Here is a 26,219-nt window from a genome sequence, read left to right on the forward strand (position 1 = left end):
TGCGGCCGCCGTGTTGCGGCCACCGCGTTGCGGGCGCCGTGTTGCGGGCGCCGTGTTGCGGCCGCCGTGTTGCGGCCGCCGTGTTGCGGCCGCGTCGCCAGCCGCCGGCAGGCGGGCGGCCCGTGGCGGCGGCCAGAGGCAGCGGCCACGTGGCGGCCGCCGCCGGGCGGCAGGTGGGCGGAGGCAACCGGCGTGGTGGCCGAGGGGGCAGAAGGCGGCGGGCTGGCCCGGGGGCCGACGGGATGGAAGGCGGCGGGCTGCCGCGGGGAGCGGCAGGCTGGCCGCAGGGGCGGCAGGCTGGCCCGGGGGCCGACGGGCTAGCCCCGGGGGCCGACGGGATGGAAGGCGGCGGGCTGCCGCGGGGAGCGGCAGGCTGGCCGCAGGGGCGGCAGGCTGGCCCAGGAGGCGGCGGGCTAGCCCCGGGGAGCGGCAGGCTGGCCGCGGGAGCGGCAGGCTGGCCGCGGGAGCGGCAGGCTGGCCGCGGGGGCGGCAGGCTGACCGCGGGGGCGGCAGGCTGGCCCCGGGGAGCGGCGGGCTGGCGAGGGGGCCGACGGGCTGGCCGCGAGGGCCGACGGGACAGAAGGCGGCGGGCTGGGGGCCGGGGCCGCGCCCAGGCCGCCCCCGGGCGGTCTGGACCGCCCGCCCCACGCTCGGGTGGGTGACCGAAGACCGGGCGGCTGGGGCAGAGCGGCGGGCCAGCCCGCTCAAAAGGATCGTCGACTGCCACGCCTGGCCGAGGCATCCGGCCCGCCGTCGGCCGCCGGCGGGCGGCAGCCCGTGGGCCGGATGCCCCGGCTCGACGGGGACTGCGCCGTGGCCGCTCCGGGAGCCTGCCGCCCAGCCGGATTGCCTACTGCCGCGTCTGGCGACACCGCCTGGCCGGCCTCCCGCGGCCCGCCGAGCCCCGGCGGTTCGGCGGGCATGGGGCATCCCCACCGCGCAGCGGCGAGGCCAGCCGGGGCCGGCAGCCGGCGGACTGGCCAGGACCGGCAGCAGCCGGGGCCGGCCGGAAGAAAGGCGAAGCGTCAGTTCCCGGCGTCGCCGAAGGCCGTTGTCAGCCGGGCCTCCAGGAAGGCCAGCAGCTCCCGGTGCCCCCGCTCGTACCCGAGGAGCTGCTCCACGAACAGCCCCTCGACCGCGGTGCCCCACAGGGTCGCCACCGCGCACACCTCGTCCTCACTCAGCGGCACGTCCCGGCGGGCGGCCTCGCCGCGGACGGCGTCCGCGAAGGTCGACCGCAGGGCGTCCAGCCGGGGCGCCAGCCGCTCCCGCAGCGCGGGCTGGTTCAGCGCCAGCGTGCACAACTCGAGCCAGATCTTGGGCCACCCCCGCGCCCGCGCGTCCCCGATCAGCAGGTCCCGGTGCCGCCGCCAGCGCGCCACCAGCGACTCCTCGCCGGCGAACGCGGCCGCGACCCCCGCCGCGTACTGGTCGCCGACCCGGTCCAGCACCGCCACGAGCACGTCGGCCATCGAGCCGAAGTGGTAGTGCACCAGCGCCTGGTTCAGGCCGGCCTCGGCGGCCAGCCTGCGCGTCGTCACCGCCGCCGCCCCCTCGGTGATCAGCAGCCGCTCGGCGGCGTCGACGAGCTGCTTCTTGCGATCAGGACGCACACCCACGCCTTTCTCCGCGAACGGGTGAGGATACCGCCGGCCACCTCCCCCGCACGGAGGAAAGCGCTTTCGGGCGCCCGCGCGTCGCCGCAACCGGCCGGAACGGGGTTTGCGCACAGTAACCGGGGGGTCGCGGCTCGGGAGTGATCGCGGTACGACATGATTTCACCTCGACCAGAGCATCTATCGAGTGATCGGCGACTGTGACTCAGAGTGAGAAGAACTCCCGAGCCGCCGGGAGGGCACTTGTCGACAACCCCTGCTTGACAGGGGTGGTTGCATACGACTCTGTCGTGACGTCGCCGTCTTCGTCCCGGTCCCCAGGATTTCGTGGAGCGTCGTGAAAAACACAGATGACAAGTCAGGCGAAGGCCACCACAAGTCGATCCGAAAGCGCCTGACCGGCACCGTCCTGATCCCGAGTATCGCGCTCCTCGTCATGTGGATCGCGGGTTCCGGGTACTTCCTGGTGGACGCGATCTACGTGCGCACGGTGGCCTCCTCCGTGCAGGACGTGTCGATCCCCGCCGTCACCGCGCTCGGCGCCGTCCAGCAGGAACGCCAGCTGTCGCTGGTCTACCTGGAACGCCCCCAGGTCGGCCTGCGTGACCTGCAGGCGCAGCAGCAGTCCATCGACAGGTCGCTGACCAGCCTCCGGTCCGCCCTCGGCGAGGTGAAGAGCCTCGTGCCGGACGAGATCGGGCAGCGGATGAACCAGATGGAGGCAAGCCTCGACCAGCTCCCGGTGATCCGCGCGGAGATCAACCTGCGCACGATCTCCAAGGAGCAGGTCAACGACTTCTACAACCGCCTGCTGGACGTCTCGACCGACCTGTTCGACTCGCAGGCCCGCCTGGTGCCCGACGCCGAGTCGACCCAGGGCGGTATGACGTCGGTGGACATCTTCCGCGCCTCGGACCAGATGTCGCGCGCCGCGTCGCTGGCCTCCAGCGCGTTCGCCTCCGGCCAGTTCGCCCCGGCCGACCACCTGCAGTTCGCCCAGCTCGTCGGCAGCTACCGCAACCAGCTGGCGAAGATCGCGAGCTACATGGCCCCCGAGGCGGGGCAGCGCTACCGCGACCTCACCTCGAGCGAGCAGTGGCAGCGCCTCACCGCCGCGGAGAACTCGATCATCACGCACGGGCCGGGCGTGTTCCGCGAGAACGTCGGCGGGCTGACCGTGCGGGAGAACGACTGGCGCGACCTCACCACCGAGGTGTCCGGCCGGCTGATCAGCCTGACCGTCGAGCAGTCGGAGCTGGCCTCCGGCGCCGCGCTGGACAAGGGCAACGTCAACCTGTGGACCGTGATCATCGGCAGTGTCGTCGCCCTGCTCGCGGCGATCGCGTCGATCTGGGTCGCCGTCCGGGTGTCCCGCACGTTGGTCGACCGGACCCTGATGACGCGCCTGGAGCGCCTGCGCAACGACTCGCTGGAACTGGCCCGCACCCGCCTGCCGAGCATCGTGAACCGGCTCAAGGAGGGCGAGTCGGTCGACGTCACCGCCGAGCTGCCCCGCCTGGACCACGGCAAGGACGAGATCGGCCAGGTGGCGGAGGCGTTCAACATCGCGCAGCTGACCGCCGTCCAGGCCGCGGCCAGTGAGGCCAAGGCCCGCAGCGGTGTCAACAACGTGTTCCTCGGCATCGCCCACCGCAACCAGGGCCTGGTGCACCGCCAGCTGCAGATCCTGGACCGGATGGAGAGCCGGGAGGAGAACCCGGAGCAGCTCAAGGGCCTGTTCCAGCTCGACCACCTGGCCACCCGCGCCCGCCGTACCACCGAGAACCTCATCATCCTCGGCGGCAAGCAGCCGGGCCGCCGCTGGCGCAAGCCGGTGTGGCTGATGGACGTGCTGCGCGCCGCGGTGTCCGAGACCGAGCACTACTCGCGGGTCGAGGTGGAGAACGTCCCGCAGGTCGCGATCATCGGGTCCGCGGTCGCCGACACCATCCACCTGGTCGCGGAGCTGGTCGACAACGCCACCACCTTCTCCCCGCCCGGGTCGCAGGTCCACATGACCTCCACCCTCGTCGCGCGCGGCGTCGTGGTGGACGTGGCCGACCAGGGTCTCGGCATGAAGGACGACGTCCGGGAATGGGCCAACCGGATGATGTCGGAACCGCCCGAGTTCGACGCGATGGCCCTGAAAGCCGACTCCAGCCTGGGCCTTTTCGTGGTCGCGCGGCTGGCGGCCCGGCTCGGCCTGAAGGTCATGTTCGACTCCTCGCGCTACGGTGGCACTCGCGCCACGATCCTGATCCCGTCGGCACTGCTCGCCAACGGGGACCAGGTCGCCGAGAACGCCGATCCGGAGTTCCGCGGCGCCCCGGCCACCACCGGGACCGACTCGCACGAGCAGGAGGAGACCGGCCGTCCGGCCGGGACGAACGGTATGGGACGACACGAGAACAACGGCGCCGCCGAGCCCGCTCGGCGGGTCCCGGCGGAGCTCCCCTCGGGACGGCACGCGGAACCGGAACCGGAGACGGCGAGCGAGACCACCGGTGTGCAGACGATCTCGGTGTTCGAGCCGGAGCCCGCGCCGGCACCGACGCCCTCGCCGCGCCCCAAGCGGCGCCGGGCGCCGCTGCCGCAGCGGGAGCCGCAGCAGAACCTCGTCGCCCAGCTCCGTGACGACCCGGAGTCGGACGCCACCGATTACCACGAGTTCTCCGGTCGGACCCGCAACACGCTCTCGGCGTTCCACAAGGGAACCCGCCGCGGGCGCGACGCAGACGCACCGGAAGACCCCCGGGCCACCATTGACTGAGAGGGAAGTCGAACCTCATCGATGAACGAGAACGAGAACTCCAAGGTCGACCTGAACTGGCTGCTCGACGACATGGTCGACCGCGTCGTCGGGGCGCAGCACGCCGTGGTCCTCTCGGCCGACGGGCTGCTCATGGGCAAGTCCGCGAACCTGTCGAAGGACGACTCCGACCAGCTGTCGGCGATCGCGTCCAGCCTGCAGAGCCTCGCCAAGGGCGCCAGCAAGCACTTCCAGCGCGGGCCGGTGCTGCAGACCCTCATCGAAATGGCCGAGGGTTACCTCTTCGTCTGCGCGGCGGGTCAGGGCGCGTGCCTGGCGATCCTCGCCGAGGAGACGGTCGACGTCGAGATGATCGCCTACGAGATGAGCCGCCTCGTCAAGCGCGTCGGTGACTACATGACGTCGGCTCCCCGGGATGCCGCGAGGTTCGTTCCGGAGCACAACTGATGGCGGACGACCAGTGGTACGACGAAGCGGCCGGGCCGCTGATCCGGCCGTACGCCATCACACGGGGCAGGATCCCGTCCGTCGACATCAAACTCGACGTGGCGACGCAGGTGATGGCCATCCGGGGCAACCACGACCCGATCGGGTTGACCCCGGAGCACCTGACGATCCTCGAGTTGTGCCAGCGGCCGTTGTCCGTCGCTGAAATTGCCGTGTACGTCAAGGTCCCTCTCGCCGTGGTCAAGGTGTTGTGCAGCGATCTGATCGAACGGGGCGCCGTGATCGTCCGTTCGCCGTCGCAGCCGGCCAAGGCCCCCGATCGCGAACTACTCCAGGCGGTGCTCGATGGCCTCAACAAGCTCTGAAGAAGGGGGCGTCATCCCGACGCCCGTCAAGATCGTCATCGCGGGCGGCTTCGGCGCCGGCAAGACCACCATGGTCGCGTCGGTGAGCGAGATCGTCCCGCTGTCCACCGAGGAGGTGATGACGGAGGCCAGCACGGGCGTCGACGACCTCACCGGGGTGGAACGCAAGACCACCACCACGGTCGCGCTGGACTTCGGCCGCATCACCATCTCCCCGCAGACGGTGCTGTACCTGTTCGGCACGCCAGGGCAGGACCGGTTCTGGTTCATGTGGGACGAGCTCGCGCTCGGCGCCATCGGCACCGTGGTGCTGGTCGACACGCGACGCCTGGACTCCAGCTTCGCGGCGATCGACTTCTTCGAGCGGCGCAAGATCCCGTTCATCGTGGCGGTCAACTGCTTCGAGGACTCGGACGACTACGAAGAGGACGAGATCCGCAAAGCGCTCGCCATCGCCCCCGGAGTGCCGGTGATGTTCTTCGACGCCCGTTCCCGGGAATCGAGCAAGCTGGCGCTGATCCGGTTGGTGCGGTACGCGATGAGCCGGCTGCCCGCCGAGTCGGAGCTGGCTCCCGCCTGACTTTTCGCCCGGGATAAGAAGGGCCACCCCGTTCTTCGGTGACGGGGTGGCTCTTTTTTTGGCGCCGCTACGCGGGTATCTACTGCATCGGCTTCGCTTCGCTACGCCCGGATGAAAACAAGCCCCTTCCGAACCCGATCTCTCAGTGTTCGGTTGCCGAGAAGTCGCGTCAAGGCGGGAAAGCGTGCCTTGACCCGACTGCTCGGCAACCGATTTGGCTGGGGATCGGGTTGCGGGAGGGGAGTGGTCCGTGGGGTTGTTCCGTTTCGTCGCCGGCCTGCGGACGGAAGTCGCGTGTGGCGGCTACGAAACCCGGGGCACCTGCCGCAGCTTCAAGTTGAAGTGCCGCAACAACTGCGGCGCATGCGTGACCCGGTACTCCGGCACTGATTCCGGATTCTTCGCGATCGAGGCCAGCACGTCAGCCACGTACTCCAGGTGTGCCAACGTGTACGTCCGCCGCGGGATGGCCAGTCGCACCAGCTCGAACGGCGCTGGGGAGATCAGGTTGTGCTCGTCGTCGAAGGTGCCCAGGTACAGCGAACCCAGTTCGGCGCACCGGATGCCGCCCGCCAGGTACAGTTCGCACGCCAGCGCGTGCCCGGGGAAGCCGTGCGGCGGCATGTGCTGCAGGAGGCGCCCGGCGTTCAGGTACAGGCCGTGCACCCCCGCGGGCTGCACGATGTCCACGCCGGCCTCGTTGATCAGCCGGGCGAAGTGCGCGGTCTCCTCGGCCCGGTTGCGCAGGTAGTCCGGGTCCACGACCTCCCGCAGGCCCTGCGCGACGCGCTCCAGGTCGTGCCCGCCCAGGCCGCCGTAGGTGCGGAAACCCTCGGTGGCGATGAGGATCGCCTCGCACTGCTTGGCCAGCTGCTCGTCCCGCACGCCGATCGCCGCGCCCATCGGCGAGATCGCGTCCTTCTTCAGGCTGGCGACGAAACCGTCGGCGAGCGCGAACGTCTCCTGCGCGACCTCCTTCGGCGTCTTGCCCGCGTAACCGTCCTCGCGCTGGATGATCAGCCACGAGTTCTCCGCGAACCGCGCCGCGTCGAGGAAGAACGGGACCCCGAACCGGTCGCACAGCGCGCGCACGGCCTTCAGGTTCGCCATCGACACCGGCTGCCCGCCGCCGCCGTTGTTGGTGATCGTGATCAGCACCTGCCCGACCCGCGAACCGTCCGGGCCGGACAGCGTCTCCTCGAGCGCGCCGAGGTCGATGTTGCCCTTGAACGGATCCCGGCTGTCCAGGTCGGCCGCTTCCGGGCAGGGCAGGTCCCGCGCCTCGGCGCCGGCCAGCTCCACGTTCGCCCGCGTGGTGTCGAAGTGCGTGTTGGACAGCGAGATCTGCCCCGGCTTCAGCGCGGTGGAGAACAGGATCCGCTCCGCCGCCCGGCCCTGGTGCACCGGGAACAGGTGCGGGAACGAGGTCAGGTCCTCCAGCGCCGACTTGAACCGGAACCACGAGTCGGAACCCGCGTAGGAACGGTCGGCCGCCGCCGCGCCGGCCTCCTGCGCGGCGGACACCGCGCCCGTGCCGGAGTCGGTCAGCAGGTCGATCGTCACCATGTTCGCAGGCAGGTCGAACATGTTGTAGCCGGCGCGGGCGAGCGCTTCCTCCCGCTCCTCCCGGGTCGTGATCGGTATCGCCTTGACAACCTGCACCCGGTATGGCGGGAACGACTTCATGCTGGCTTCTTCCTCCCAGTTCAGAACGTGGCCGAGGCGCTGACCCGCCCGCGGGGCGCCTGCACGGCGTAGGCCTCGGACGAAAGATATACCGTCGTTCCCGACCCGAACCGGCCGAGACGCAGGGAGACGTGCGCGATGAGCCCCACACCGGCCGCCGCCGGGCGGCCGGTCACCGCGGCGATCGCCCGGTCCAGCTCCGCGGACGGCAACCCGGACCGCGCGAAGTGGGCGAGCACGTGCTCACGCGCCACGGCGTCGTCCGGGACGTAGTCGCGGATCGGCAGGTAGAGGCTGTAGTTGCCGGGACGGCCCGCTTCGGCCTCCACGAAGGAGTAACTGGAGATCAGCGGCCGTCCGGCGTACGGGCCGGGGCCGCCGCCCGCGGTGGTCAGGAAATCGCGCACCAGCAACGGGTCCACGCCCTCGACGGCTCCGGCCGCTCGCTCCACCGTGCCCGAGTCCGCCGAGTCGTGCGAGATGTACAGCTTGACCCGGGACAGCGGCCCGTCGTCGAGGTCGAGCGCGAAGAACGAGAACTGGTCGGCGGCGCCGCGCCGGAGCGCGTACTCGGCCACGGTGTCGTACGCGTCGCTCAACCCGAGCCGCCGCAGCCCTTCCGCGACGAGCCCGCGCGCCGCGCCCTGGCCGCGCACCTGCGGGTTGAAGTAGACCTTCAGCGCCGGCGCCCGGCCGGGCCGCAGGATCACCGAGAACCACAGCGCGAACTTTCCCTGCGGCCGGTCGACGAGGAACAGGTCCTCGACCGCGGCGAACCGGTCCAGCCGAAGGTCCAACCGTTGCGCCATGTGGGTGAGAAAGCGCTTCGCCGCCTCGATGTTCGATGCGGGGCCAGGGTTTTCGGCTATGGTCTCGCCGAGGATCCGCACCGCGCGGTCGCCGCTCTCGTCGAACGCGACGGAGAACTCCACCGGGGTCGCGTCGTCCGCGACGTCCGAGGGCCACAGCGGCGGCTCGGTCAGCGCGCGGCGGCCCGCCGCGCCGAGGAGTTCCCGCAGCACGTCGACGGCATCGCGGCCGCCGTCGGGAAAGCCTGCCACCCTGCAGAGTTCTCCGAGCTGTCTCCGGGCATGGTCGAATAGGGTCACGGGGGCGACGTTCACACTCACTCCGACGGTCTGGCGAGCAACTGCTCGACTAGGCGGGGGACAGACCGTCGTCCAACATAACGTCATCTTTCCGGCAAGACGTACCGCTGGAGGAGTGATCTTGGCCGCACGGTCAGTCACCACACGCCGCTGTCCTCCTGGTTCGCTGCCACGGCACAGTTTTCGCGATCGGCCCGAGCGCAACCGCCGCCACGGCAACCAATCCCACCCGGCGCAACCTGGGAAAACGCTTACCGGGTGCGATCCACGTCACTGTGTACCATGCCGTCCACAGTAGACAAACAGGAGTAGTGCGGGAACGGCCGTTCGGCCGGAGGTCGGTGGCGACCACCCGTCTAGAACAATGTTCACCTGATCAGCGGAGTGTCACGAATGGCCTCGTTGGCCCGGAACACGGCCTCAGCGGGGCACGGTGAGCACCAGCGCGGCCGTGTCGTCGGTGACCCCCTCGTCGAGGTCCGACAGCAGCCGTCCGAGGCGGTCGACGATCGCGTCCGCGTCCAGGCCCGCGAAGCCCGACGCCACGCTCGCCAGCCGCCCCTCGCCGACGAGCGCGCCCCGCGGGTCCCTGGCCTCGATCAGCCCGTCGGTGTAGAGGAACAGCGCCTCGCCCGGCGCGAGGCGGGCGACCGCGGTCGTCACGCACGCGTCCGGGAACACCCCGAGCAGCCGGCCGCCCGGCGTGTCCATGGGGTGCACCGTGCCGTCCGCCGCGATCCGCAGCGCGGGCGGGTGGCCACCCGCGGCCAGTTCCACCCGGAACCCGTCGCCGTCCGGCTCGAGCAGTCCGAACAGGACGGTGCAGAAGCGGCCCTCGGGAGCGCGGTAGTCCTGCAGCAGCACCGCGTTCAGGGTGCGCAGCACCGAGCCGGGGTCGGGCTCCTGCACCGCCGCCGCCCGCAGCGTGTAGCGCGCGAGCGAGGTGAGCACGGCCGCCTCGGCGCCCTTGCCGCACACGTCGCCGATGAAGAACGCCCACCGGCCGGGACTCAGCGGGAACAGGTCGTAGAAGTCGCCGCCGATCATCTCGGTCGGCGCGGCCCGGTAGTACCCGGCGGCACGCAACCCGGGCACGTCGGGCAAACCCGGTGGCAGCAGGGTCTCCTGTAGCGTCCGGGACAACCGGGTCAGCCGCTCGCGCTCCCGGTCGGCCTCCTCCCTCGTCCGCAGCAGCTCACGCTCGTAGGCGCGCCGGTCCCGGGCGTCGAACACCGTGGTGCGGATGCCGGTGACCCCGTCCGGCCCCGCGCGCAGCGTCGAGTTGACCAGCACCGGCAGCCGCGTGCCGTCGGCGGCGACCAGGTCCAGTGCGATCTCCCGCACCTCGGACTGCATGCGCAGCAGCGGCGCGTAGTGCGTCTCGTGGTAGAGCCGCCCGCCCGCGGTGAGCAGGTCGCTGAACCGGCGGCCGGCCAGCTCCTCCGCCCGGTAGCCGAGCCAGTTCAGGAGGGTGGCGTTGACCCGCACGATCGTCCCGTCGGGCCGGGCCGAGAGGTACCCGCAGGGCGCGTTGTCCCACAGGTCCTCGGCGGCGGCCCCGGGCAGCACGGCCGGCTCCGTCACCGCGTCCCGCGGCGGGCCAGGAACGCCCCGATCGCCGCCGTGGTCAGGTCCGGGTCGCTCAGGTGCGGGCAGTGCCCGTTGACCTCCAGCACGACCAGTTCGCTGTCCGGCAGCTGCTCGTGCACGTACTCGCCGACCGGCACCGGCGCGATCGCGTCGTGGCGGCTCTGCAGGACGAGGCTGGGCACGGGCACCTTCGCGAGGTCGTCCCGGTTGTCGGACAGGAACGTGACGCGCGCGAACTCGCGGGCGATGTGCGGGTCGGTGCGGCAGAAGCTGTTGGTCAGCTCGGCGCCGAGGTGGGGCCGGTCCGGGTTGCCCATGATGACCGGGGCCATCGCCGCCGACCAGCCCAGGTAGTTGCTGTCCAGCGACTCGAGCAGCTCGTCGATGTCGGGCCGGGTGAAGCCACCGGTGTAGCCGTCGTCGTCGAGGTAACACGGCGACGGGCAGACCATGACCAGCCCGGCGAACCGCGACGGCTCCCGCGCCGCGGCCAGCACGCCGACCATCGAGCTGACCGAATGGCCGACGAACACCACCTCTTCGAGGTCGAGCTCGGCGCAGATCTCCAGCACGTCGTCGGCGTAGCCGTCCAGCGTGGCGTAGCGCTCGGGTCGCCAGGCGCCCAGGTCGGAGCCGCCGGCGCCGACGTAGTCGAACAGCACCAGCTGGTAGTCCGGTTCGAAGGCGGGCGTGACCAGGCGCCACATCGCCTGGTCGCAGCCGAACCCGTGGGCGAACACCATCGGCTGCCCGCCCGGCCTCCCCGCCACGGTCACCGCGTTCCTCGTCCGGATGTCCACCGCCGCCAGCGTAGCCGCCGCGGGCCGGGACGGCCGCCTGATCAGCCGAAGCGGCGGCGGACCTCGCCCTTGAGGATCTTGCCGGAGCCGGTCGTGGGCAGCCGGTCGGTGAACTCGACCGACTTGGGCACCTTGTACCCGGCCAGCCGGGTGCGCAGCCAGGCCAGCAGCTCGGCGCCGTCGATGCGGCTGCCCGCGGCGGGCACGACGACCGCCTTGCCCACCTCGCCCCAGCGCGGGTCCGGCACGCCGATCACGGCGCACGCCTCCACCCCCGGGTAGCCGTACAGCTCGTTCTCCACCTCGGCCGGGTAGATGTTCTCCCCGCCGGAGATGATCATGTCCTTGAGCCGGTCGACGACGTGGAAGTACCCGTCACCGTCCACAGTGGCCACATCGCCGGAGTGGAACCACCCGTCGCGCAGCACCTCGGCCGTCGCCTCCGGCCTGCCCCAGTAGCCCTTCATGACGTTCGGCCCGCTGACCACGATCTCGCCCTTCTCCCCCGGCGGCACCGGCTCGCCGGACGGGCCGGCCACCCGCACGTCGGTGAAGAACGACGGCACCCCGGCCGAGCCGATCTTCTCCGCGACGTGCGCGCGGTCGAGGACCAGCACGCCCGGCGCGGCCTCGGTCATCCCGTAGCCCTGCACGAACGCGAGCCCGCGGTCGAGGTAGCGGCCGGCGAGGTCGGCGGGCACCGGCGCGCCGCCGCACAGCAGGGTCCGCAGGCTGGACAGGTCGGCGCTGCGCCACCGCGGGTGCGCGGCGATCGCCTGGTACATCGTGGGTACCCCGAACACGAGCGTGACCCGCTCCTGTTCCACCGCGGACAGCACGGCGCCGGGGTCGAACGCGGAGTGCAGGATCACCGTGCCGCCCTTGAGCAGGGTGGGCAGGCACACCATGCCGAGCGCGGCGGCGTGGAACAGGGGCGCGGCGACCAGGGCCCGCTCGTCGCTCGCCAGGTCGGTCTCCACCAGGACGTTGACGCAGTTCCAGGTGAGGTTGCCGTGGGTGAGCATCGCGCCCTTGGGGCGCCCGGTGCTGCCCGAGGTGTACATCAGCAGGCACACGTCGTCGAGGCCGACGGGCAGGTCGAGCGGCTCGTCGTCCGCGGCCTCCAGCTCGCCCGCGGGCACCCGCAGCAGCCGGTCACCGGCGAGCGCCGCGACCGTCTCCGCGTGCTCCGGCGTGTGGATCAGGACCGACGCGCCGGAGTCGGCCAGCGCGTGGTCCAGTTCCGGGACGCCCAGCCGGAAGTTCAGCGGCACGAACACCGCGCCGGCCTGCCCGCACGCGAACAGGGTCTCCAGGTAGGCCGGGTGGTTCGGCCCGAGGTAGGCCACCCGGTCGCCGGGGCGGACCCCGGCCTCCCGGAGCCCGTGGGCGAGCCGCGCGACGCGGCGGGACAGCTCGGCGTAGGTCAGCGCCGTCCCGCCGTGCCGGACGGCTGTCGCGTGCGGGCTCATCCTGGCGCGGCGCACCGGCCACGAGCCCAGGCCCTGGTTGCGCACTACTTCTCCGGGTCGAAGGCGCTCAGGCCGGGCCGGTAGGACTTCTGGTCGAGGAACTGGGTCAGCCCCTTGGCGCGGGCGCCTGCCTTGTCGGCGAACTGCGACTGGTCGAGCTTGGCGTAGAGGTAGTCCTCGGCCTGCTCCCAGGGCATCTCCTGGGCGATCTTGTACCCGGTCTTGGCCGCGTGCAGGACCACCTGGTTCATCGACGCGAGCTTGAGCGCCACCTCGCGGGTGCGCTCCCGCAGCCGGTCGGCGGGCAGCGCCTCGTTGACCAGCCGCATCTCCGCCGCGCGGCGCCCGTCGAAGGGCTCACCGGTCATGATGTAGTACAGCGCGTCGCGCTGCGGCACGGTCGCCGCCAGCGCCCGGCTGACCACGCCGCCCGGCGGGATGCCCCAGTTGACCTCGGACAGCCCGAACTGCGCGTCCTCGTCGGCGAAGGCCAGGTCGCAGGCCACCAGCGGGGTGAAGGCGCCGCCGAAGCACCAGCCGTTGACCATCGCGATCGTCGGCTTGCTCCAGTTCGCCAGCCGCTTCCACTGCCACTCCGCGCTGGCCCGCCGCACCTTGATCTGCACCGCCGTGCTGCCGGTGGCGTCGACCTCGCGGAAGTACTCCTTGAGGTCCATGCCCGCGGAGAACGACTCGCCCGCGCCGGTGAGCACCAGCACCCGGCAGCGGTCGTCGCCCTCCAGGTGGTCCAGCACCCGCACCATCTCGTCGTTCAGGGTGGGGTTCATGGCGTTGCGCTTGTCCGGCCGGTTGAGCGTGACCCAGGCGATGCCTTCGTCGAACTCCACCAGAACCGTCTCGCCCCACGGCTCCGTCCGGACCCGCCCGTTGCCGACCGCTGTGCTCATCCATCGCTCCCTATATCAGTAGTTCTGATATAGGGATAGCAAGGAACGGGCGGCTCAGTCAAGCCGGACCCGACCGGGACAATCGGGGGCATGAGGTGTCCCTGCGGGTCGGGTGAGACGTACGACAACTGCTGCGCGCCGCTGCACCGCGGCGAGTCCGCGGCGCCGACCGCCGAACGGCTGATGCGCTCGCGGTTCAGCGCGTTCGCCGTCGGGGACGTCGACTACCTGCTCACCAGCTGGCACCCGGACACCCGCCCGGCCACGATCCGGCTCGACCCGGACCAGCGCTGGACGCGGCTTGAGGTGCTGGCCACCACCGGCGGCAGCCCCTTCCACACGGACGGCACCGTCGAGTTCCGCGCCCACTACCGCACCCCGGACGGGCCCGGCTCGCTGCACGAGGACAGCGAGTTCACCCGGGTGGACGGCCGCTGGGTGTACACCCGGCCCCGGCGGGTAGCCCGCCGGGCATGACCGAGTTCGAACGCGAACGCGCCATGCCGGCCCCGGCGGAGCGGGTGTTCACCGTGGCCGCCGACGTGAACCGGCTCGACGAGTGGCTGCCCGGCGTGATCACCGTCCACCCGGCCGAACCCGAGGGCGTGGACGTCGACGTGCACGACCCGGCAGGCGAGTACGAGGCGCCCGGCGTGCTGGGCGCGCGCCGCGAGCAACTGCGGCTGGAGTGGGGCCGCCGCGGCAGCGCCGACTACAGCGGCTGGCTGCAGGTGTCCTCGGCCGAGGGCGGCTCCAGTTACGCCACGCTGCACCTGTCCTTCCACGGCGACCAGCCGGCCGCCCACGGCGGCAGCGCCGCCGACGACGTCGAGCGGCGGCTGGACGAGTCGCTGGACCGGCTGGCGGACCTGGTGTCGGCGGGCTGAACCCCGTCCGGGTGATACGTTTCCTGCCGATCACCCGGAAGAGGTTCGATGTCCCCCAGATCCTGGCCGCGCCCGGCGCTCGCCGTCCTCACGCTCGCGACCGGCGCCGCCGGGATCGTGACGGTTTCGCTCGCGTCCCCGGCTCCCGCGCCACCCGCACCCGTCGAGGCGCGCCCGGCCGCGACGAGCGCCGCCCCACCGCCGCCGGCCACCGTCGTCGCGCCCGTCGTCGAGGTCACCCCGGCGCCGTCCGAGGTGAGCACCGTGAGCACCACGCGCACCCGCACCACGACGAGCCGCACGCACTCGACGGCAGCCACCCGCGAAACCGACAGCGACGAGGTGGCGCGGCAGCGGGCGATGGAACCGCACCCCCGTCCGCCGCTGAGCACCTACACAGCGTCCACGGAGTGGACCGGGCCGGTGATCACGGTCGGCCCGACCTCCACGGTCCGGACGACCCGCTCCTGAGCGGCCGGATATAAGTCGTTATACGGCTACCGGGCGCACGATCATCACCGGGCACTGCGCGTGGTGGATGAGCGCCTGGCTCGTCGAGCCCAGCAGCAGGCCGCGAAACCCGCCCCGGCCGCGGCTGCCGACCACGACCAGCTGCGCCCGGGTGCTCCAGCTCAGCAGCTGGTGCCGCGGCCGGTCCCGCGCGACGACCCGCTCCACGACGACGTCCGGGTACTTCTCCTGCCACCCCGCCAGCTGCTCGGCCAGCAGCCGCTGCGCGTCCTGCTCGATCTCGGACCAGTCGACCAGGAACGGCACCGTGCCCGGAGGTCCCGCGATGTCCGCGTCGGCCCAGACGTGCACCGCGACCAGCGGCACGCCCCGCCAGGACGCCTCCTCGAACGCTGTCCCGAGCGCGCGCTCGCTGGTGGCGCTGCCGTCGACGCCGGCCACCACGGGGCCCGTCGCCTCGTCCCGGCCGCGGACCACGACCACCGGGCAGCGGGCGTGCGCGGCGACCTCGACGGTCGTCGAGCCGACCATCATCCCGGTGAAGCCACCGGTGCCGGAACAGCCCAGCACCACCGTGCGGGCCGTGCGCGAGGCCTCGATCAACGCGACCGGACCGGCTTCGTGCAGCTTCCCGGCGGTGATCGTCAGCTCGGGCCCGCCGGCCTCCCGCGCGGTGCGCTCCGCGGCGGCGAGCAGGTCGTCGGCCGCCGTCACGAACGCTTCGTAGGCCTCGCGCAGCACCGGCAGCCCGGCGCCGTAGAAGCCGGCCATCGGGGCGAACCCGTGCACGATGTGCAGTGGCTCGTGGCGCCGCGCGGCCGTGCCCGCCGCCCAGCGCAGCGCCCGGTCCGCCTCGTCGGAACCGTCCACGCCGACGACGATCGCGTTGCTGTCCATCAGTTCCTCCACCCGGTCGGTCCGGAACCCACGCTAGGCGAGCGCACCCGCCGTCGCAGCTGACCATGGTCACCCGCGGCGGGGACTTCGGGCCCTCACCGGGCCGCGGCGATGGCCTCCCGCACCATCTCCGGCGCGATGTCCGCGGCCCGCTCCCGGAACCCGCTCGCGTACAGCCCGTCGATGATCAGCCACACCCGGTCCGCCAGGCCCTCCGGATCGGCCGCGCCGGTCTCCCGCGCCAGACGGCCGACGAGCTCGCGCGTCTGCTCCAGGTACTCCCGCGCCATCCGCTCCGGCTGTTCGTTACCGCCAGGGAACTCGGTGAGCAGGTTGCGGAACGGGCAGCCGCGGAAGTCCGGGCGCCGCAGCCGCCCGGCGATCTCCTCGACCAGCGCAACCAGCCGGTCAGCCGGGTCGTTGCCCGCCTCGCGCAGCGCCGCGGTTTCGGCGCGGTCGCGCCACTCGCGGAACCGGTCGAGGTAGGCCGCCACCAGGTCGGTCTTGCTGGGGAAGTGCGCGTAGAGCAGGTTCTTCCCGCAGCCGACCTCGCCGATGATCCGGCTCATCCCGACCGCGCGGACCCCCTCGGTGTAGAAGAGCGCGGTCGCCACGTCGAGGATCCGCTCGCGAGTTCCCGGTGCTGCCGTGCGTGCCATGTGTCGAGGATAACGGACCGATCGGTCCGCGCGCCGTTGACAGGCCTGCGATCAGCGGCGCATGCTCGGACCGACCGGTCCGGGACCGATCGGTCCGCAGAAGGGAGCACACCATGAGGGACGCCGTCATCGTTGAGGCCGTCCGCACCCCCGTCGCCAAGGGCAAGCCGACCGGCGCCTATGCCGCGGTGCACCCCGTCGAGCTGCACGCCCACGTGCTGCGGAGCGCGGTGGAACGCGTGCCCGGTCTCGACCCGTCCGAGATCGACGACGTGATCGGCGGCGCCGTCGGGCAGGTCGGCGAGCAGAGCGGGAACACCACCCGGTTCGCGGCGCTGGCCGCGGGCTTCCCCGATTCGGTCGCCGGCGTCACCGTCGACCGCCAGTGCGGCAGCAGCCAGCAGGCGCTCAGCTTCGCCGCCCAGGGGATCGTCGCGGGCGCCTACGACATCGTCGTCGCCTCCGGTGTCGAGTCGATGAGCCACGTGCCGATCGGCAGCTCGGCCAACGTCGACGGTGTGCGCGCCGACGTGTGGGGCCCCTCGGTCGAGAAGCGCTACCCCGGCGGGCTCATCCCGCAGGGCGTGGCGGCCGAACTGATCGCCCGCAAGTGGGGCCTGTCCCGCACGCAGCTGGACGAGTTCGCGGTGACCAGCCATCAGCGGGCGGCTGCGGCGTGGCGTGACGGCCACTTCGCCGGTCAGGTCGCGCCGTTGAAGGTCACCGCCGCCGACGGCACGGTCACGCAGCTGGACGTCGACGAGACGATCCGGCCCGGAACCAGCCTGGAGGTGTTGGCCGGGTTGCGCCCGGCGTTCGCGCACGAGCACTGGACCGCGCGGTTCGGCGAGATCGACTGGAAGGTGACCGCGGGCAACTCCAGCCCGGTCAACGACGGCGCGGCCGCGCTCGTGCTCACCACCAGCGAGATCGCGCGTCAGCGCGGGTGGCGGCCGCGGGCGCGGATCCACACCGCGACGGTCACCGGCGACGACCCGGTCTACATGCTGACCGGGATCATCCCCGCCACCGCGAAGGTACTCGCCCGCGCCGGCCTGTCCATTTCGGACATGGACGCGTTCGAAGTCAACGAGGCGTTCTCCTCGGTCGTGCTCGCCTGGCTCGCCGAGACCGGCGCGGATCCGGCGAAGGTCAACGTCGACGGCGGCGCGATCGCGATCGGGCACCCGCTGGGCGCGAGCGGCGCGCGGCTGGCCACCACCCTGCTCGGGGTGCTGGAGCGCACCGGCGGCCGGTTCGGCCTGCAAACCATGTGCGAGGCCGGCGGCACGGCCAACGCGACCATCATCGAAAGGATTTGAGGACAGTGGAAATCGCCGGTTCGATCGCGCTCGTGACGGGCGCCAACCGCGGTCTCGGCCGCGTGCTCTCCACCGCTCTCCTCGACCGCGGCGCGAAGACCGTCTACGCGGCGGCCCGCAACCCGGAGAGCATCACCGATCCGCGGCTGACGCCGGTCCGGCTCGACGTCACCGACCCCGCGTCGGTCGCGGCGGCGGCGGAGCTGGCGGCCGACGCCACGCTGGTGGTCAACAACGCGGGGGTGGGCAGCAACGGCTCGCTGCTGACCGCGCCGGACCTGGACGCGGCCCGGAAGGTGCTGGAGACCAACTTCTTCGGACCGGTCAACGTCTCGCGTGCGTTCGCGCCGATCCTCGGCCGCAACGGCGGGGGCGCGCTGGTCAACGTGCTGTCGGTGCTGTCGTGGCTGGCGCCGCCGGTGACGGCCGATTACAGCGCGGCGAAGGCGGCGGCGTGGTCGTTCACCAACTCCGCTCGCTGGGAACTGCGCGGGCAGGGCACGCTCGTGGTCGGGGTGCACGTCGGGTACATGGACACCGACATGGCCGCGCACGTCGAGGGCCCGAAGGTGGCGCCGGAGGACCTCGCGCGGCAGGTGCTGGACGCCGTGGAGAAAGGCCAGGAGGAGGTGCTGGGCGACGAGCTGAGCCGCGGCGTCAAGGCGGGGCTCGCCGGACCGGTCGCCGCGTTCGAGCGGTAACCTGCCCCGCATGGGGGGATTCGGGTTCGTGTTGCCCGTTCTGCTGTTCTCGGTGGCGGCGTGCTCGTCGCCGGCGCCGCCGCCACCGCCCGCGCCGCCTGCGGACTGCGCCCGCTACGAGAGCGGCCCGGTGGAGCCGGCGCTGGGGCACCGGGCCTTCGTGCTGACACTGACGAACTGCGGCACGGCGGCGCGTGCCGTGTCCGGGTACCCGGACGTCCAGGTCCTCGGTCCGGAGGGCGAGGTGCTGGACGTCCGGGTGGAGCGGGGCTCGTCCTACATGGCGATCGACCCCGGGCCGGGAACGTTCGCGCTGGCGCCCGGGAAGTCGCTGGTGACGGTGGTGTCCTGGGCGAACACGGTGACCGACGGCGAGATCGTGACCGGCTCGGCGCTCGCTGTCGCGTCGAAGCCCGGCGAAGCGCCGCGACAGCTGCCGGTGGAAACGGACCTGGGCACGACGGGCGAAATCACGGTGACCGCGTGGGCGACGGAGCTGGCGCGCTAGATCCTCACGTCGTCGTGGGCCACCGTCCACGCGCGGGCCTGCTCGCTGATCGTCACACCCAGTCCGGGCCGGCCGGAGAGGTGCATGCGCCCGCCCGAGATCTCCAGGTGCTCGTCGAACAGCGGGTCCAGCCATTCGAAGTGCTCGACCCACGGCTCGCGCGGGTAGGCGGCCGCCAGGTGGATGTGGACCTCCATCGCGAAGTGCGGCGCGAGCCCGAGGTGCGCGTGGTCGGCCAGCGCCATGACCTTGAGGAACTGGGTGATGCCGCCGACGCGCGGCGCATCGGGCTGCACGATGTCCGCGCCGCGGGCCCGGATCAGCTCGGCGTGCTCCCCCGCGCTCGCGAGCATCTCGCCGGTCGCGATCGGCGTGTCGAACGCCGCCGACAGCTGCGCGTGCCCCTCGAAGTCGTAGGCGTCCAGCGGCTCCTCGATCCACACCAGGTCCAGCGGCTCCAGCGCGCGGCACATGCGCCGCGCCGCCGCGCGGTCCCACTGCTGGTTGGCGTCGACCATCAGCGGGACGTCGCCGATCTTTTCCCGGACCGCCGTCACCCTGGCCAGGTCGACCTCGTGCGACGGGTGGCCCACCTTGATCTTGATGCCGCCGATGCCCCGCTCGACCGACTCGGCGGCGCGCTCGACGACCTCCTCGATCGGCGCGTGCAGGAACCCGCCGGAGGTGTTGTAACACCGCACCGAATCCCGGTGCGCGCCGAGCAGTTTCGCCAGCGGCAGCCCGGCCCGCTTGGCCTTGAGGTCCCACAGCGCGACGTCGAACGCCGCGATCGCCTGCACGGACAGGCCGCTGCGGCCGACCGACGCGCCCGCCCACACCAGCTTGTCCCAGATCTTGGCGATGTCACTGGGATCCTCGCCGAGCAACACCGGCGCGATCTCACGGGCGTGCGCGAACTGGCCGGGGCCGCCCGCCCGCTTCGAGTAGCCGAACCCGACGCCCTCCAGACCGTTCTCGGTGGTGATCTCGGCGAACAGCATCGCCACCTCGGTCATCGGCTTCTGCCGCCCGGTGAGGACCTTCGCGTCGCTGATCGGGGTCGCCAGCGGCAACGTCACGGACGAGATCCGAACCCGGCTGATGCGGTCGAGGGTGGCGCTCATGCGGTCTTCTCCCTGGTGTCGAACTCGATGCGCTTGATCTTGCCCATCACGGCGAACCCGATGAGGGCGAGGACACCGTGCGCGGCGACGAACCACAGTGCGGTGTCGAAGGAACCGGTCGCCTGCACGGTGTAGCCGATGACGATGGGCGTGACGATGCCCGCCGCGTTGCCGAAGGCGTTCATCGTGGACCCGACGAAGCTGGTTGCCTGCGGCGGCGCGATGTCGGTGGTGATCGCCCACCCGAGGGCGCCGAGGCCCTTGCCGAAGAACGCCAGCGTCATGATCGCGACGATCAGCGCGCTGCTGTCGGTCAGGCTGCACAGCGCGATGCTGGTGGCCAGCGCCATCCCGGTCACGGACGGGATCTTGCGCGCCGCGGTGAGCGAGGCCCCGCGGCGCAGCAGGGCATCCGAGACGAATCCGCCCGCCAGGCCGCCGGCGAACCCGCACAGCGCGGGCAGCGCGGCCACGAACCCCACCTCCAGCAACGACAACCCGCGCCCCTCGACCAGGTAGACCGGGAACCACGTGATGAAGAAGTAGGTGAGCGCGTTGACCGCGTACTGCGAGATGTAGACGCCCCACAGCGGCCGCGTCGAGAAGATCTTCGCGATCGTGCGCCGGTCCAGCGGGGCGCGTTGTTCGGCCCGGGTGCGGGCTTCGTCGAGGTCGACCAGCGCGCCGCCGGTGGTCATGGTGTCCAGCTCGGCCGGGGTCACGCGGCGGTGGTGGCGCGGCGAGTCCATCCAGCGCGACCACACCACGGCGAGCGTCAGCCCGAGCACGCCGAGCATGACGAACACCCAGCGCCAGCCGAACTCGTGCGTGATCCACCCCATGACCGGGGCGAACAACGCGGTCGCGAAGTACTGCGCCGAGTTGAACACCGCGGTGGCCCGTCCGCGTTCGGCCGTCGGGAACCAGGTGGTCGCCACGCGCGCGTTCGCCGGGAACGCCGGCGATTCGAACACGCCCAGCAGCAGCCGGAGCGCGAACACGATGGTGACCGCGACCAGCACCGGCGTGGTGATCAGGCCGACCAGGCTGATCGCGGCGGTCACGACCGTCCACAGCGCGAGGCTGAGCGCGTAGATGCGGCGGGCGCCGAAGCGGTCCAGCAGCACGCCGCCGGGCAGCTGGCCGAGCACGTAAGCCCAGCTGAACGCGGAGAAGATGTAGCCGAGCTGGACCGTGCTGAAGCCGAGCTCGGCCGAAATGCTGCTGCCGGTGATCGACAGGCTGCTGCGGTCGGCGTAGTTGATCGCGGTGATGATGAAGATCAGGCTGAGAACCAGGTACCTGGTGGGAATGCGGCGGCGTCCGGTCGCGGTGCTCGCCACCGCCGGCGCCGTCTCGGTTTCCGACATCGTCGTCCTCCTGCGTTGGAGCGTGTCAGGAGGTTAGGACGACTCGCCGATGCCCGTCCAAGACTGTTTGGACATGGCGCGATACCCGGAGGGCATCGGGTCAGGCGAGCTCCGCCGTGAGCGGTTCGAGCGCGGTGAGCACAGTGGACAGTGCCGGGTTCGCCGACTCGCGTGCCCACAGCAGGTGCAGCTCGACCGGCCGGTCCGGCAGCCCGTCGATCTCGGCCCAGGCCACGCCGTCGATCCGCATCCGGGTCGCCGACTCGGGCACGAACGCGATGCCCCGCCCCGCGGCGACCAGCCAGATCATCGTCTGGATCTGGCTGACCGCGTGGACCACGTTGCGGTGCGCGATCGGCACGAGACCGACGACGAGGTCGTAGAAGTAGCGCGCCTTGACCGGCGAGTGCATGATCAGCGGCTCGCTGGCGAGCTCGGCCGCGGGGACCGGCCCCGCGCCCGCCAGCCGGTGCCCGGACGGCACGCACAGCACGAGCCGTTCGCGGTGCACCGGTCGCGAGGCGAAGGTGGCGGTGTCGAACGGCGGGCGCGCCAGCCCGAGGTCGATCTCGCCGTTGGCCAGCGCGGCGACCTGTTCCCCGGTGACCATTTCGGACAGTTCCACCCGCAGGTCCGGCAGCTGCCCGCCGATCGTGTTGAGCACCCGGCCGAGCACGCCGAAGGCCGACGCCCCCGTGAAGCCGATGCGGATCGAGCCCGCCTGCCCCGCGGCGATGCGCCGCGCCAAGTCCGGGGCGCGCCCGGCGAGCGCGAGCAGCCGCCGCGCGTCGACCAGGAACGCCTCCCCCGCCGCAGTGAGCCGCACGCCGCGGCTGTCCCGGTCCAGCAGCTGCGCGCCGACCGACCGCTCCAGCTTCTGGATCTGGCGGCTCAGCGGGGGCTGGGTCATCGAGAGGCGCTCGGCGGCGCGGCCGAAATGACGCTCCTCGGCGACGGCGACGAAGCCCTCGAGCTGGCCGAACGAGAACTCCATGTCGAAAAGGTATCACCGGATGCAAGAATGGTGTTGGACTGGTATCGCTCCGGGCACCTACCGTCGGGGAGCCGAACACCCCCGTTCCCTGAGAGGTCACCGATGTCCTCCCTCCCCGCCGGCGGTCCGCTGGACACCGCGGTCGGCAAGGTCTTCCGCCGCGTGGTCCCGCTGTTCGTCGTGATGCTGATCTGCAACCAGCTCAACCGTTCGAACATCGGCTACGCCCAGGAGCACCTCGAAGCCGACGTCGGCATCGGTGCGGCCGCCTACGGCCTCGGCGCCGGCCTGTTCTTCATCGCCTACGCGATCTTCGAACTGCCCAGCAACATGCTGATGGAACGCTACGGGCCGAAGATCTGGCTGACCCGGATCATGGTCAGCTGGGGCCTGGTGTCCGCCGCGATGGCGTTCGTCCAGGGGCCGACGTCGTTCTACGTGCTGCGTTTCCTGCTCGGCGCCGCCGAAGCCGGGTTCTTCCCCGCGATCATCTACTTCTTCTCACGCTGGCTGCCCTCGTCGCACCGCGGCCGGGCGACCGCGTTGTTCGTGGCGGGCTCGTCGATCGCCGCCGCGTTGTCCGGTCCGCTGTCCGGGCCGCTGCTGTCGCTGCACGGCTTTCTCGGCGCGGCCGGGTGGCAGTGGCTGTTCGGGCTGGAGGGCCTGCTGTCGGTCGTGGTCGGCCTGATCGCCTACACGCGGCTGGACAGCCGGATCACCGACGCGAAGTGGCTGACCGGGCCGGAGCAGCACGCGCTGGCCGCGGCCATCGAGCGGGAGGACGAGGCGCGCCGGTCCACCGCCACCGGCCGGGTGTCGCGCTGGCGCCTGCTGGTGCAGCCGCAGATCCTGGTCTTTTGCGTGATCTACTTCGCGATCCAGCTGTCCATCTACGCGAACACGTTCTGGCTGCCGAACATCGTCCGCCGCATCGAGGGCACGAACGACATCACCGTCGGACTGCTGTCGTCGCTGCCGTGGATCTGCGCGGTGGTCGCGATGTACGTGACCGGGCGCGCCTCGGACCGGCTGGGCCGCAGCAAGCCGCTGCTGGTCGGCGCGCTCGTCGTCGCCGCGGCGGGCACCTACCTCGCGGCGGTCGTCTCGCCGGTGCTCGCGCTGGTGTTCCTGTGTGTCGCGGCGATGGGCTTCAAGAGCGCCAGCCCGCTGTTCTGGACGATCCCGCAGGGCAGCGTGCACCCGCTGGCACTGGCATCCGCGGTGGCGATCATCAACTCGCTCGGCAACCTCGGCGGGTTCGTCGCGCCCTACGGCTTCGGCCTGATCAAGGAGGCGACCGGCGAGGTGACCTGGGGCCTGTACGCCCTGGCCGCCGCGTGCCTGGCCGCCGCCGTCCTCGTGCTGTTCCTGCGCCGCGACCGGGTCGTGGCGCCCCCGGTAACCCTCCGAGACACCGTTGGAGACAAGTCATGACGTTCACCCCGACCGAGCTGGCCCGGCGGCTGGGCTCCGGCCTGCTGTCGTTCCCGGTCACGCACTTCGACCGCGAGCTGAACTTCGACGAGCCCGCCTACCGCGACAACATCGCCCGGCTGGGCAAGTACGAGGTGGCCGGACTGTTCGCGGCGGGCGGGACCGGGGAGTTCTTCTCGCTCACCCCGTCCGAAGTGGACCGTGTGGTGCGGGCCGCGGTGGCGAGCGCCCCGGAGGGCACGCCGATCGTCGCCCCGGCCGGGCAGAGCACCGCGGCGGCTGTCGAGTTCGCCCGTGCCGCCGAGCGGGCCGGCGCGGACGGCGTCCTGCTGTTCCCGCCCTACCTGACCGAGGCGCCCCAGGACGGCCTCGCCGCGCATGTGCGCGCGGTCTGCGCGGCCACCTCGCTCGGCGTGATCGTCTACAGCCGGGCCAACGCGAAGTACACCGCGGAGACCGTGGCCGGCCTGGCGGAGAGCTGCCCGAACCTGGTCGGCTACAAGGACGGCGTCGGCGACGTCGAGGCCATCACGAAGATCCACGCGCGGCTCGGCGACCGGCTCACCTACATCGGCGGGCTGCCCACCGCCGAGACGTTCGCGCTGCCCTACCTGGAGCTGGGGGTCACGACCTACTCGTCGGCGATCTTCAACTTCGTGCCCGAGTTCGCGCTCGCCTTCTACGCCGCGGTGCGCGCCGAGCGGCGCGACGAGGTGCGGCGCATGCTGAAGGAGTTCGTGCTCCCGTATGTGGAGATCCGCAACCGGAAGGCCGGGTACGCGGTGAGCATCGTCAAGGCCGGCATGACCGCCACCGGCCACCCGGCCGGGCCGGTCCGCCCGCCGCTGACCGACCTCACGCCGGACGAGCTGGCCGCGCTGACCACGCTGATCGCGCTGGTCGAGCCAATGGGGGCGGTGGCCTGATGCTGACCGGCGAGATGTTCATCGGCGCGGCACGGGTGACCGGCTCCGGCAAGGAGGTGTTTTCCCGCGACCCGCGCACCGGCGAGGAGCTGACGCCCGGTTACCGCTACGGCGGCACGGCGGAGGTCTCGCGGGCAGCGGCACTGGCCGAGGAGGCGTTCGACGTCTACCGCGCCACGGACTCGGCGACGCGGGCGGCGTTCCTGGAACGGATCGCGGACGAGATCACCGCGCTGGCCGGGCCGATCGTGGAGCGGGCGGTGCTGGAGACGGGTCTGCCGCAGGCGCGGCTGACCGGCGAGGTCGCCCGCACCACCGGCCAGCTGCGGCTGTTCGCCGCGACGCTGCGCGAGGGCAGCTGGCACGGCGCGCGCATCGACCCGGCCCAGCCGGGCCGCGCTCCCCTGCCGCGCGCGGACATCCGGCAGCGGCGGGTGCCGCTCGGGCCGGTCGCGGTGTTCGGCGCGAGCAACTTCCCGCTGGCGTTCTCCGTCGCCGGTGGCGACACGGCCTCCGCGCTCGCCGCGGGCTGCCCGGTGGTGGTCAAGGCGCACGACGCGCACCTGGGCACGTCCGAGCTGGTCGCGTCCGCGGTGCGGGCGGCGGTGGTGGCGTGCGGGCTGCCGGAGGGCGTGTTCTCGCTGCTCGTCGGCGACGGGCCGGAGCTGGGCACGATGCTGGTGACCGATCCGCGGATCCAGGCGGTCGGGTTCACCGGCTCGCGGGGCGCGGGGCTGGCGCTGGTTTCCGCGGCGGCTTCCCGGCCGCAGCCGATCCCGGTGTACGCCGAGATGAGCAGCGTGAACCCGGTGGTGCTGCTGCCGGGTGCGCTGGCCGCGCGGGGCGCGGAGCTGGGCACGGCGTTCGTCGGGTCGCTGACGCTGGGCGCGGGCCAGTTCTGCACCAATCCCGGTCTGGTGCTGGCGGTCGAGGGGCCCGGGCTGGACGAGTTCGTGTCCGCGGCGGCCGAGGCCGTGCGCGGCGACGCGGGCGGGACGATGCTGACGCTCGGCATCGCCGGTGCCTACGCCGGCGCCCGGGACCGGCTGGCCGGGCGGCCGGGTGTCGTCGAGCTGGCGCGCGGCGAGGCGGGTTCGTCGGCCGCCTGTGGTGGCGCGGCGCTGCTGACCGTCGACGGGTCGCGGTTCACCGCCGAGCTGCAGGAGGAGGTGTTCGGCGCGACCTCGCTGGTGGTGCGGTGCGCCGACCAGACCGAGCTGCTCGGCGTGGTGCGGGCGCTGGCGGGGCAGCTGACCGCGACCGTGCACGCGGTGGAGTCCGACGAGCCGCTGGCCGCTGCTCTGCTGCCGGTGCTGGAGCGCAAGGCCGGGCGGATCCTGTTCAACGGCTGGCCCACCGGTGTCGAGGTCGGGCACGCGATGGTGCACGGCGGGCCGTTCCCGGCGACCTCCGACTCCCGCACCACCTCGGTCGGTTCGCTCGCGATCGAGCGGTTCCTGCGCCCGGTGGCCTACCAGGACGTGCCGGCCGCGCTGCTGCCCCCGGTGCTGCGGGACGGCAACCCGGAAGGCGTGTGGCGCAGGATCGACGGCGAGCTCTCGCGCGACTAGGAAGGCTTCGAG

The 26,219-nt window shown here is 72.0% G+C and carries 25 protein-coding genes; 13 read left to right on the top strand and 12 right to left on the bottom strand.

The window, feature by feature from the left end:
- Positions 1-1,025 precede the first annotated feature (1,025 nt).
- Complete coding sequence (locus ACCP09_RS23260) at positions 1,026-1,619, bottom strand: TetR/AcrR family transcriptional regulator (RefSeq protein ID WP_433750128.1); 594 nt, start codon at positions 1,617-1,619, stop codon at positions 1,026-1,028.
- Between the two features lie 334 nt (positions 1,620-1,953).
- Here ACCP09_RS23260 and ACCP09_RS23265 point away from each other — a divergent pair, with 334 nt between their 5' ends.
- The 4 genes from ACCP09_RS23265 to ACCP09_RS23280 are packed head-to-tail and all read left to right on the top strand — an operon-like array spanning position 1,954 to position 5,778.
- A complete protein-coding gene (locus ACCP09_RS23265; RefSeq protein WP_027935347.1) occupies positions 1,954-4,386 on the top strand; it encodes a sensor histidine kinase in 2,433 nt (810 codons plus the stop codon).
- A 21-nt stretch (positions 4,387-4,407) separates the two neighbouring features.
- The gene (locus tag ACCP09_RS23270) at positions 4,408-4,833 is read left to right on the top strand and encodes a roadblock/LC7 domain-containing protein (protein ID WP_017983331.1); all 426 of its coding nucleotides are present in this window, start codon (positions 4,408-4,410) and stop codon (positions 4,831-4,833) included.
- Positions 4,833-5,198, top strand: coding sequence for a DUF742 domain-containing protein (locus ACCP09_RS23275; protein WP_017983332.1), 366 nt, complete (start codon positions 4,833-4,835; stop codon positions 5,196-5,198). The genes ACCP09_RS23270 and ACCP09_RS23275 overlap by 1 nt, the downstream gene beginning before the upstream one ends.
- Entirely contained in the window at positions 5,179-5,778 is a 600-nt protein-coding gene (locus ACCP09_RS23280; RefSeq protein WP_433750133.1) for a GTP-binding protein, read from the top strand. Before ACCP09_RS23275 ends, ACCP09_RS23280 begins: the two co-directional genes overlap by 20 nt.
- Positions 5,779-6,081: 303 nt before the next feature.
- Here ACCP09_RS23280 and ACCP09_RS23285 read toward each other — a convergent pair whose 3' ends face one another.
- From ACCP09_RS23285 to ACCP09_RS23310, 6 genes are all read right to left on the bottom strand, one after another.
- A complete protein-coding gene (locus ACCP09_RS23285; protein ID WP_433750136.1) occupies positions 6,082-7,464 on the bottom strand; it encodes a tryptophanase in 1,383 nt (460 codons plus the stop codon).
- 20 nt (positions 7,465-7,484) lie between these two features.
- A complete protein-coding gene (locus ACCP09_RS23290) occupies positions 7,485-8,525 on the bottom strand; it encodes a tryptophan dimethylallyltransferase family protein (RefSeq protein ID WP_433750139.1) in 1,041 nt (346 codons plus the stop codon).
- Positions 8,526-8,993: 468 nt separating this feature from the next.
- A complete protein-coding gene (locus ACCP09_RS23295) occupies positions 8,994-10,142 on the bottom strand; it encodes a PP2C family protein-serine/threonine phosphatase (RefSeq protein ID WP_433750142.1) in 1,149 nt (382 codons plus the stop codon).
- Between the two features lie 11 nt (positions 10,143-10,153).
- A complete protein-coding gene (locus ACCP09_RS23300; protein ID WP_433750145.1) occupies positions 10,154-10,963 on the bottom strand; it encodes an alpha/beta fold hydrolase in 810 nt (269 codons plus the stop codon).
- 41 nt (positions 10,964-11,004) lie between these two features.
- Entirely contained in the window at positions 11,005-12,480 is a 1,476-nt protein-coding gene (locus tag ACCP09_RS23305) for an acyl-CoA synthetase (protein ID WP_433750148.1), read from the bottom strand.
- Entirely contained in the window at positions 12,480-13,343 is an 864-nt protein-coding gene (locus tag ACCP09_RS23310; RefSeq protein WP_027935341.1) for a p-hydroxycinnamoyl CoA hydratase/lyase, read from the bottom strand. The genes ACCP09_RS23305 and ACCP09_RS23310 overlap by 1 nt, the downstream gene beginning before the upstream one ends.
- A 90-nt stretch (positions 13,344-13,433) precedes the next feature.
- Between ACCP09_RS23310 and ACCP09_RS23315 the strand changes: the two genes are divergently transcribed.
- From ACCP09_RS23315 to ACCP09_RS23325, 3 genes are read left to right on the top strand one after another with little or no spacing between them, the layout of a single operon-like run.
- Positions 13,434-13,820, top strand: coding sequence for a YchJ family protein (locus tag ACCP09_RS23315; RefSeq protein WP_433750152.1), 387 nt, complete (start codon positions 13,434-13,436; stop codon positions 13,818-13,820).
- Positions 13,817-14,230, top strand: coding sequence for an SRPBCC family protein (locus ACCP09_RS23320; protein ID WP_027935339.1), 414 nt, complete (start codon positions 13,817-13,819; stop codon positions 14,228-14,230). The genes ACCP09_RS23315 and ACCP09_RS23320 overlap by 4 nt, the downstream gene beginning before the upstream one ends.
- A gap of 48 nt (positions 14,231-14,278) precedes the next feature.
- The gene (locus ACCP09_RS23325; protein WP_433750155.1) at positions 14,279-14,701 is read left to right on the top strand and encodes a hypothetical protein; all 423 of its coding nucleotides are present in this window, start codon (positions 14,279-14,281) and stop codon (positions 14,699-14,701) included.
- Between the two features lie 18 nt (positions 14,702-14,719).
- Here ACCP09_RS23325 and ACCP09_RS23330 read toward each other — a convergent pair whose 3' ends face one another.
- The gene (locus tag ACCP09_RS23330) at positions 14,720-15,598 is read right to left on the bottom strand and encodes a universal stress protein (RefSeq protein WP_433750158.1); all 879 of its coding nucleotides are present in this window, start codon (positions 15,596-15,598) and stop codon (positions 14,720-14,722) included.
- Positions 15,599-15,693: 95 nt separating this feature from the next.
- On the bottom strand, positions 15,694-16,257 hold the full coding sequence (locus ACCP09_RS23335; RefSeq protein ID WP_433750161.1) for a TetR/AcrR family transcriptional regulator: 564 nt from the start codon (positions 16,255-16,257) through the stop codon (positions 15,694-15,696).
- Positions 16,258-16,370: 113 nt separating this feature from the next.
- On the opposite strand from ACCP09_RS23335, the gene ACCP09_RS23340 reads away from it, so the two are divergent.
- From ACCP09_RS23340 to ACCP09_RS23350, 3 genes are read left to right on the top strand one after another with little or no spacing between them, the layout of a single operon-like run.
- Positions 16,371-17,579, top strand: coding sequence for a thiolase family protein (locus ACCP09_RS23340; RefSeq protein WP_433750164.1), 1,209 nt, complete (start codon positions 16,371-16,373; stop codon positions 17,577-17,579).
- A 5-nt stretch (positions 17,580-17,584) separates the two neighbouring features.
- Entirely contained in the window at positions 17,585-18,280 is a 696-nt protein-coding gene (locus tag ACCP09_RS23345) for an SDR family oxidoreductase (RefSeq protein ID WP_433750167.1), read from the top strand.
- 10 nt (positions 18,281-18,290) lie between these two features.
- Positions 18,291-18,788, top strand: a complete 498-nt coding sequence (locus ACCP09_RS23350; RefSeq protein ID WP_433750170.1) for a DUF4232 domain-containing protein — start codon at positions 18,291-18,293, stop codon at positions 18,786-18,788.
- Here the strand turns inward: ACCP09_RS23350 and ACCP09_RS23355 are convergent.
- From ACCP09_RS23355 to ACCP09_RS23365, 3 genes are all read right to left on the bottom strand, one after another.
- Positions 18,785-19,912, bottom strand: coding sequence for an L-talarate/galactarate dehydratase (locus ACCP09_RS23355; RefSeq protein WP_433750173.1), 1,128 nt, complete (start codon positions 19,910-19,912; stop codon positions 18,785-18,787). The two genes, ACCP09_RS23350 and ACCP09_RS23355, sit on opposite strands and share 4 nt — an antisense overlap.
- Positions 19,909-21,282, bottom strand: coding sequence for an MFS transporter (locus tag ACCP09_RS23360; RefSeq protein WP_378336560.1), 1,374 nt, complete (start codon positions 21,280-21,282; stop codon positions 19,909-19,911). Before ACCP09_RS23360 ends, ACCP09_RS23355 begins: the two co-directional genes overlap by 4 nt.
- A gap of 100 nt (positions 21,283-21,382) precedes the next feature.
- Positions 21,383-22,276: a LysR family transcriptional regulator gene (locus ACCP09_RS23365; RefSeq protein WP_027935330.1), complete on the bottom strand. Its 894-nt coding sequence runs from the start codon at positions 22,274-22,276 to the stop codon at positions 21,383-21,385.
- Between the two features lie 102 nt (positions 22,277-22,378).
- Here ACCP09_RS23365 and ACCP09_RS23370 point away from each other — a divergent pair, with 102 nt between their 5' ends.
- Genes ACCP09_RS23370 through ACCP09_RS23380 form a run of 3 tightly spaced genes read left to right on the top strand, consistent with a single transcriptional unit; the run spans position 22,379 to position 26,207 of the window.
- On the top strand, positions 22,379-23,710 hold the full coding sequence (locus tag ACCP09_RS23370) for an MFS transporter (protein WP_378336561.1): 1,332 nt from the start codon (positions 22,379-22,381) through the stop codon (positions 23,708-23,710).
- Entirely contained in the window at positions 23,707-24,636 is a 930-nt protein-coding gene (gene kdgD, locus ACCP09_RS23375; RefSeq protein ID WP_027935328.1) for a 5-dehydro-4-deoxyglucarate dehydratase, read from the top strand. The genes ACCP09_RS23370 and kdgD overlap by 4 nt, the downstream gene beginning before the upstream one ends.
- On the top strand, positions 24,636-26,207 hold the full coding sequence (locus tag ACCP09_RS23380) for an aldehyde dehydrogenase (NADP(+)) (protein ID WP_433750179.1): 1,572 nt from the start codon (positions 24,636-24,638) through the stop codon (positions 26,205-26,207). Before kdgD ends, ACCP09_RS23380 begins: the two co-directional genes overlap by 1 nt.
- Positions 26,208-26,219: the final 12 nt, after the last annotated feature.

Source organism: Amycolatopsis sp. 3B14, assembly GCF_050958625.1.
Lineage (GTDB): Bacteria > Actinomycetota > Actinomycetes > Mycobacteriales > Pseudonocardiaceae > Amycolatopsis_E > Amycolatopsis_E thermoflava.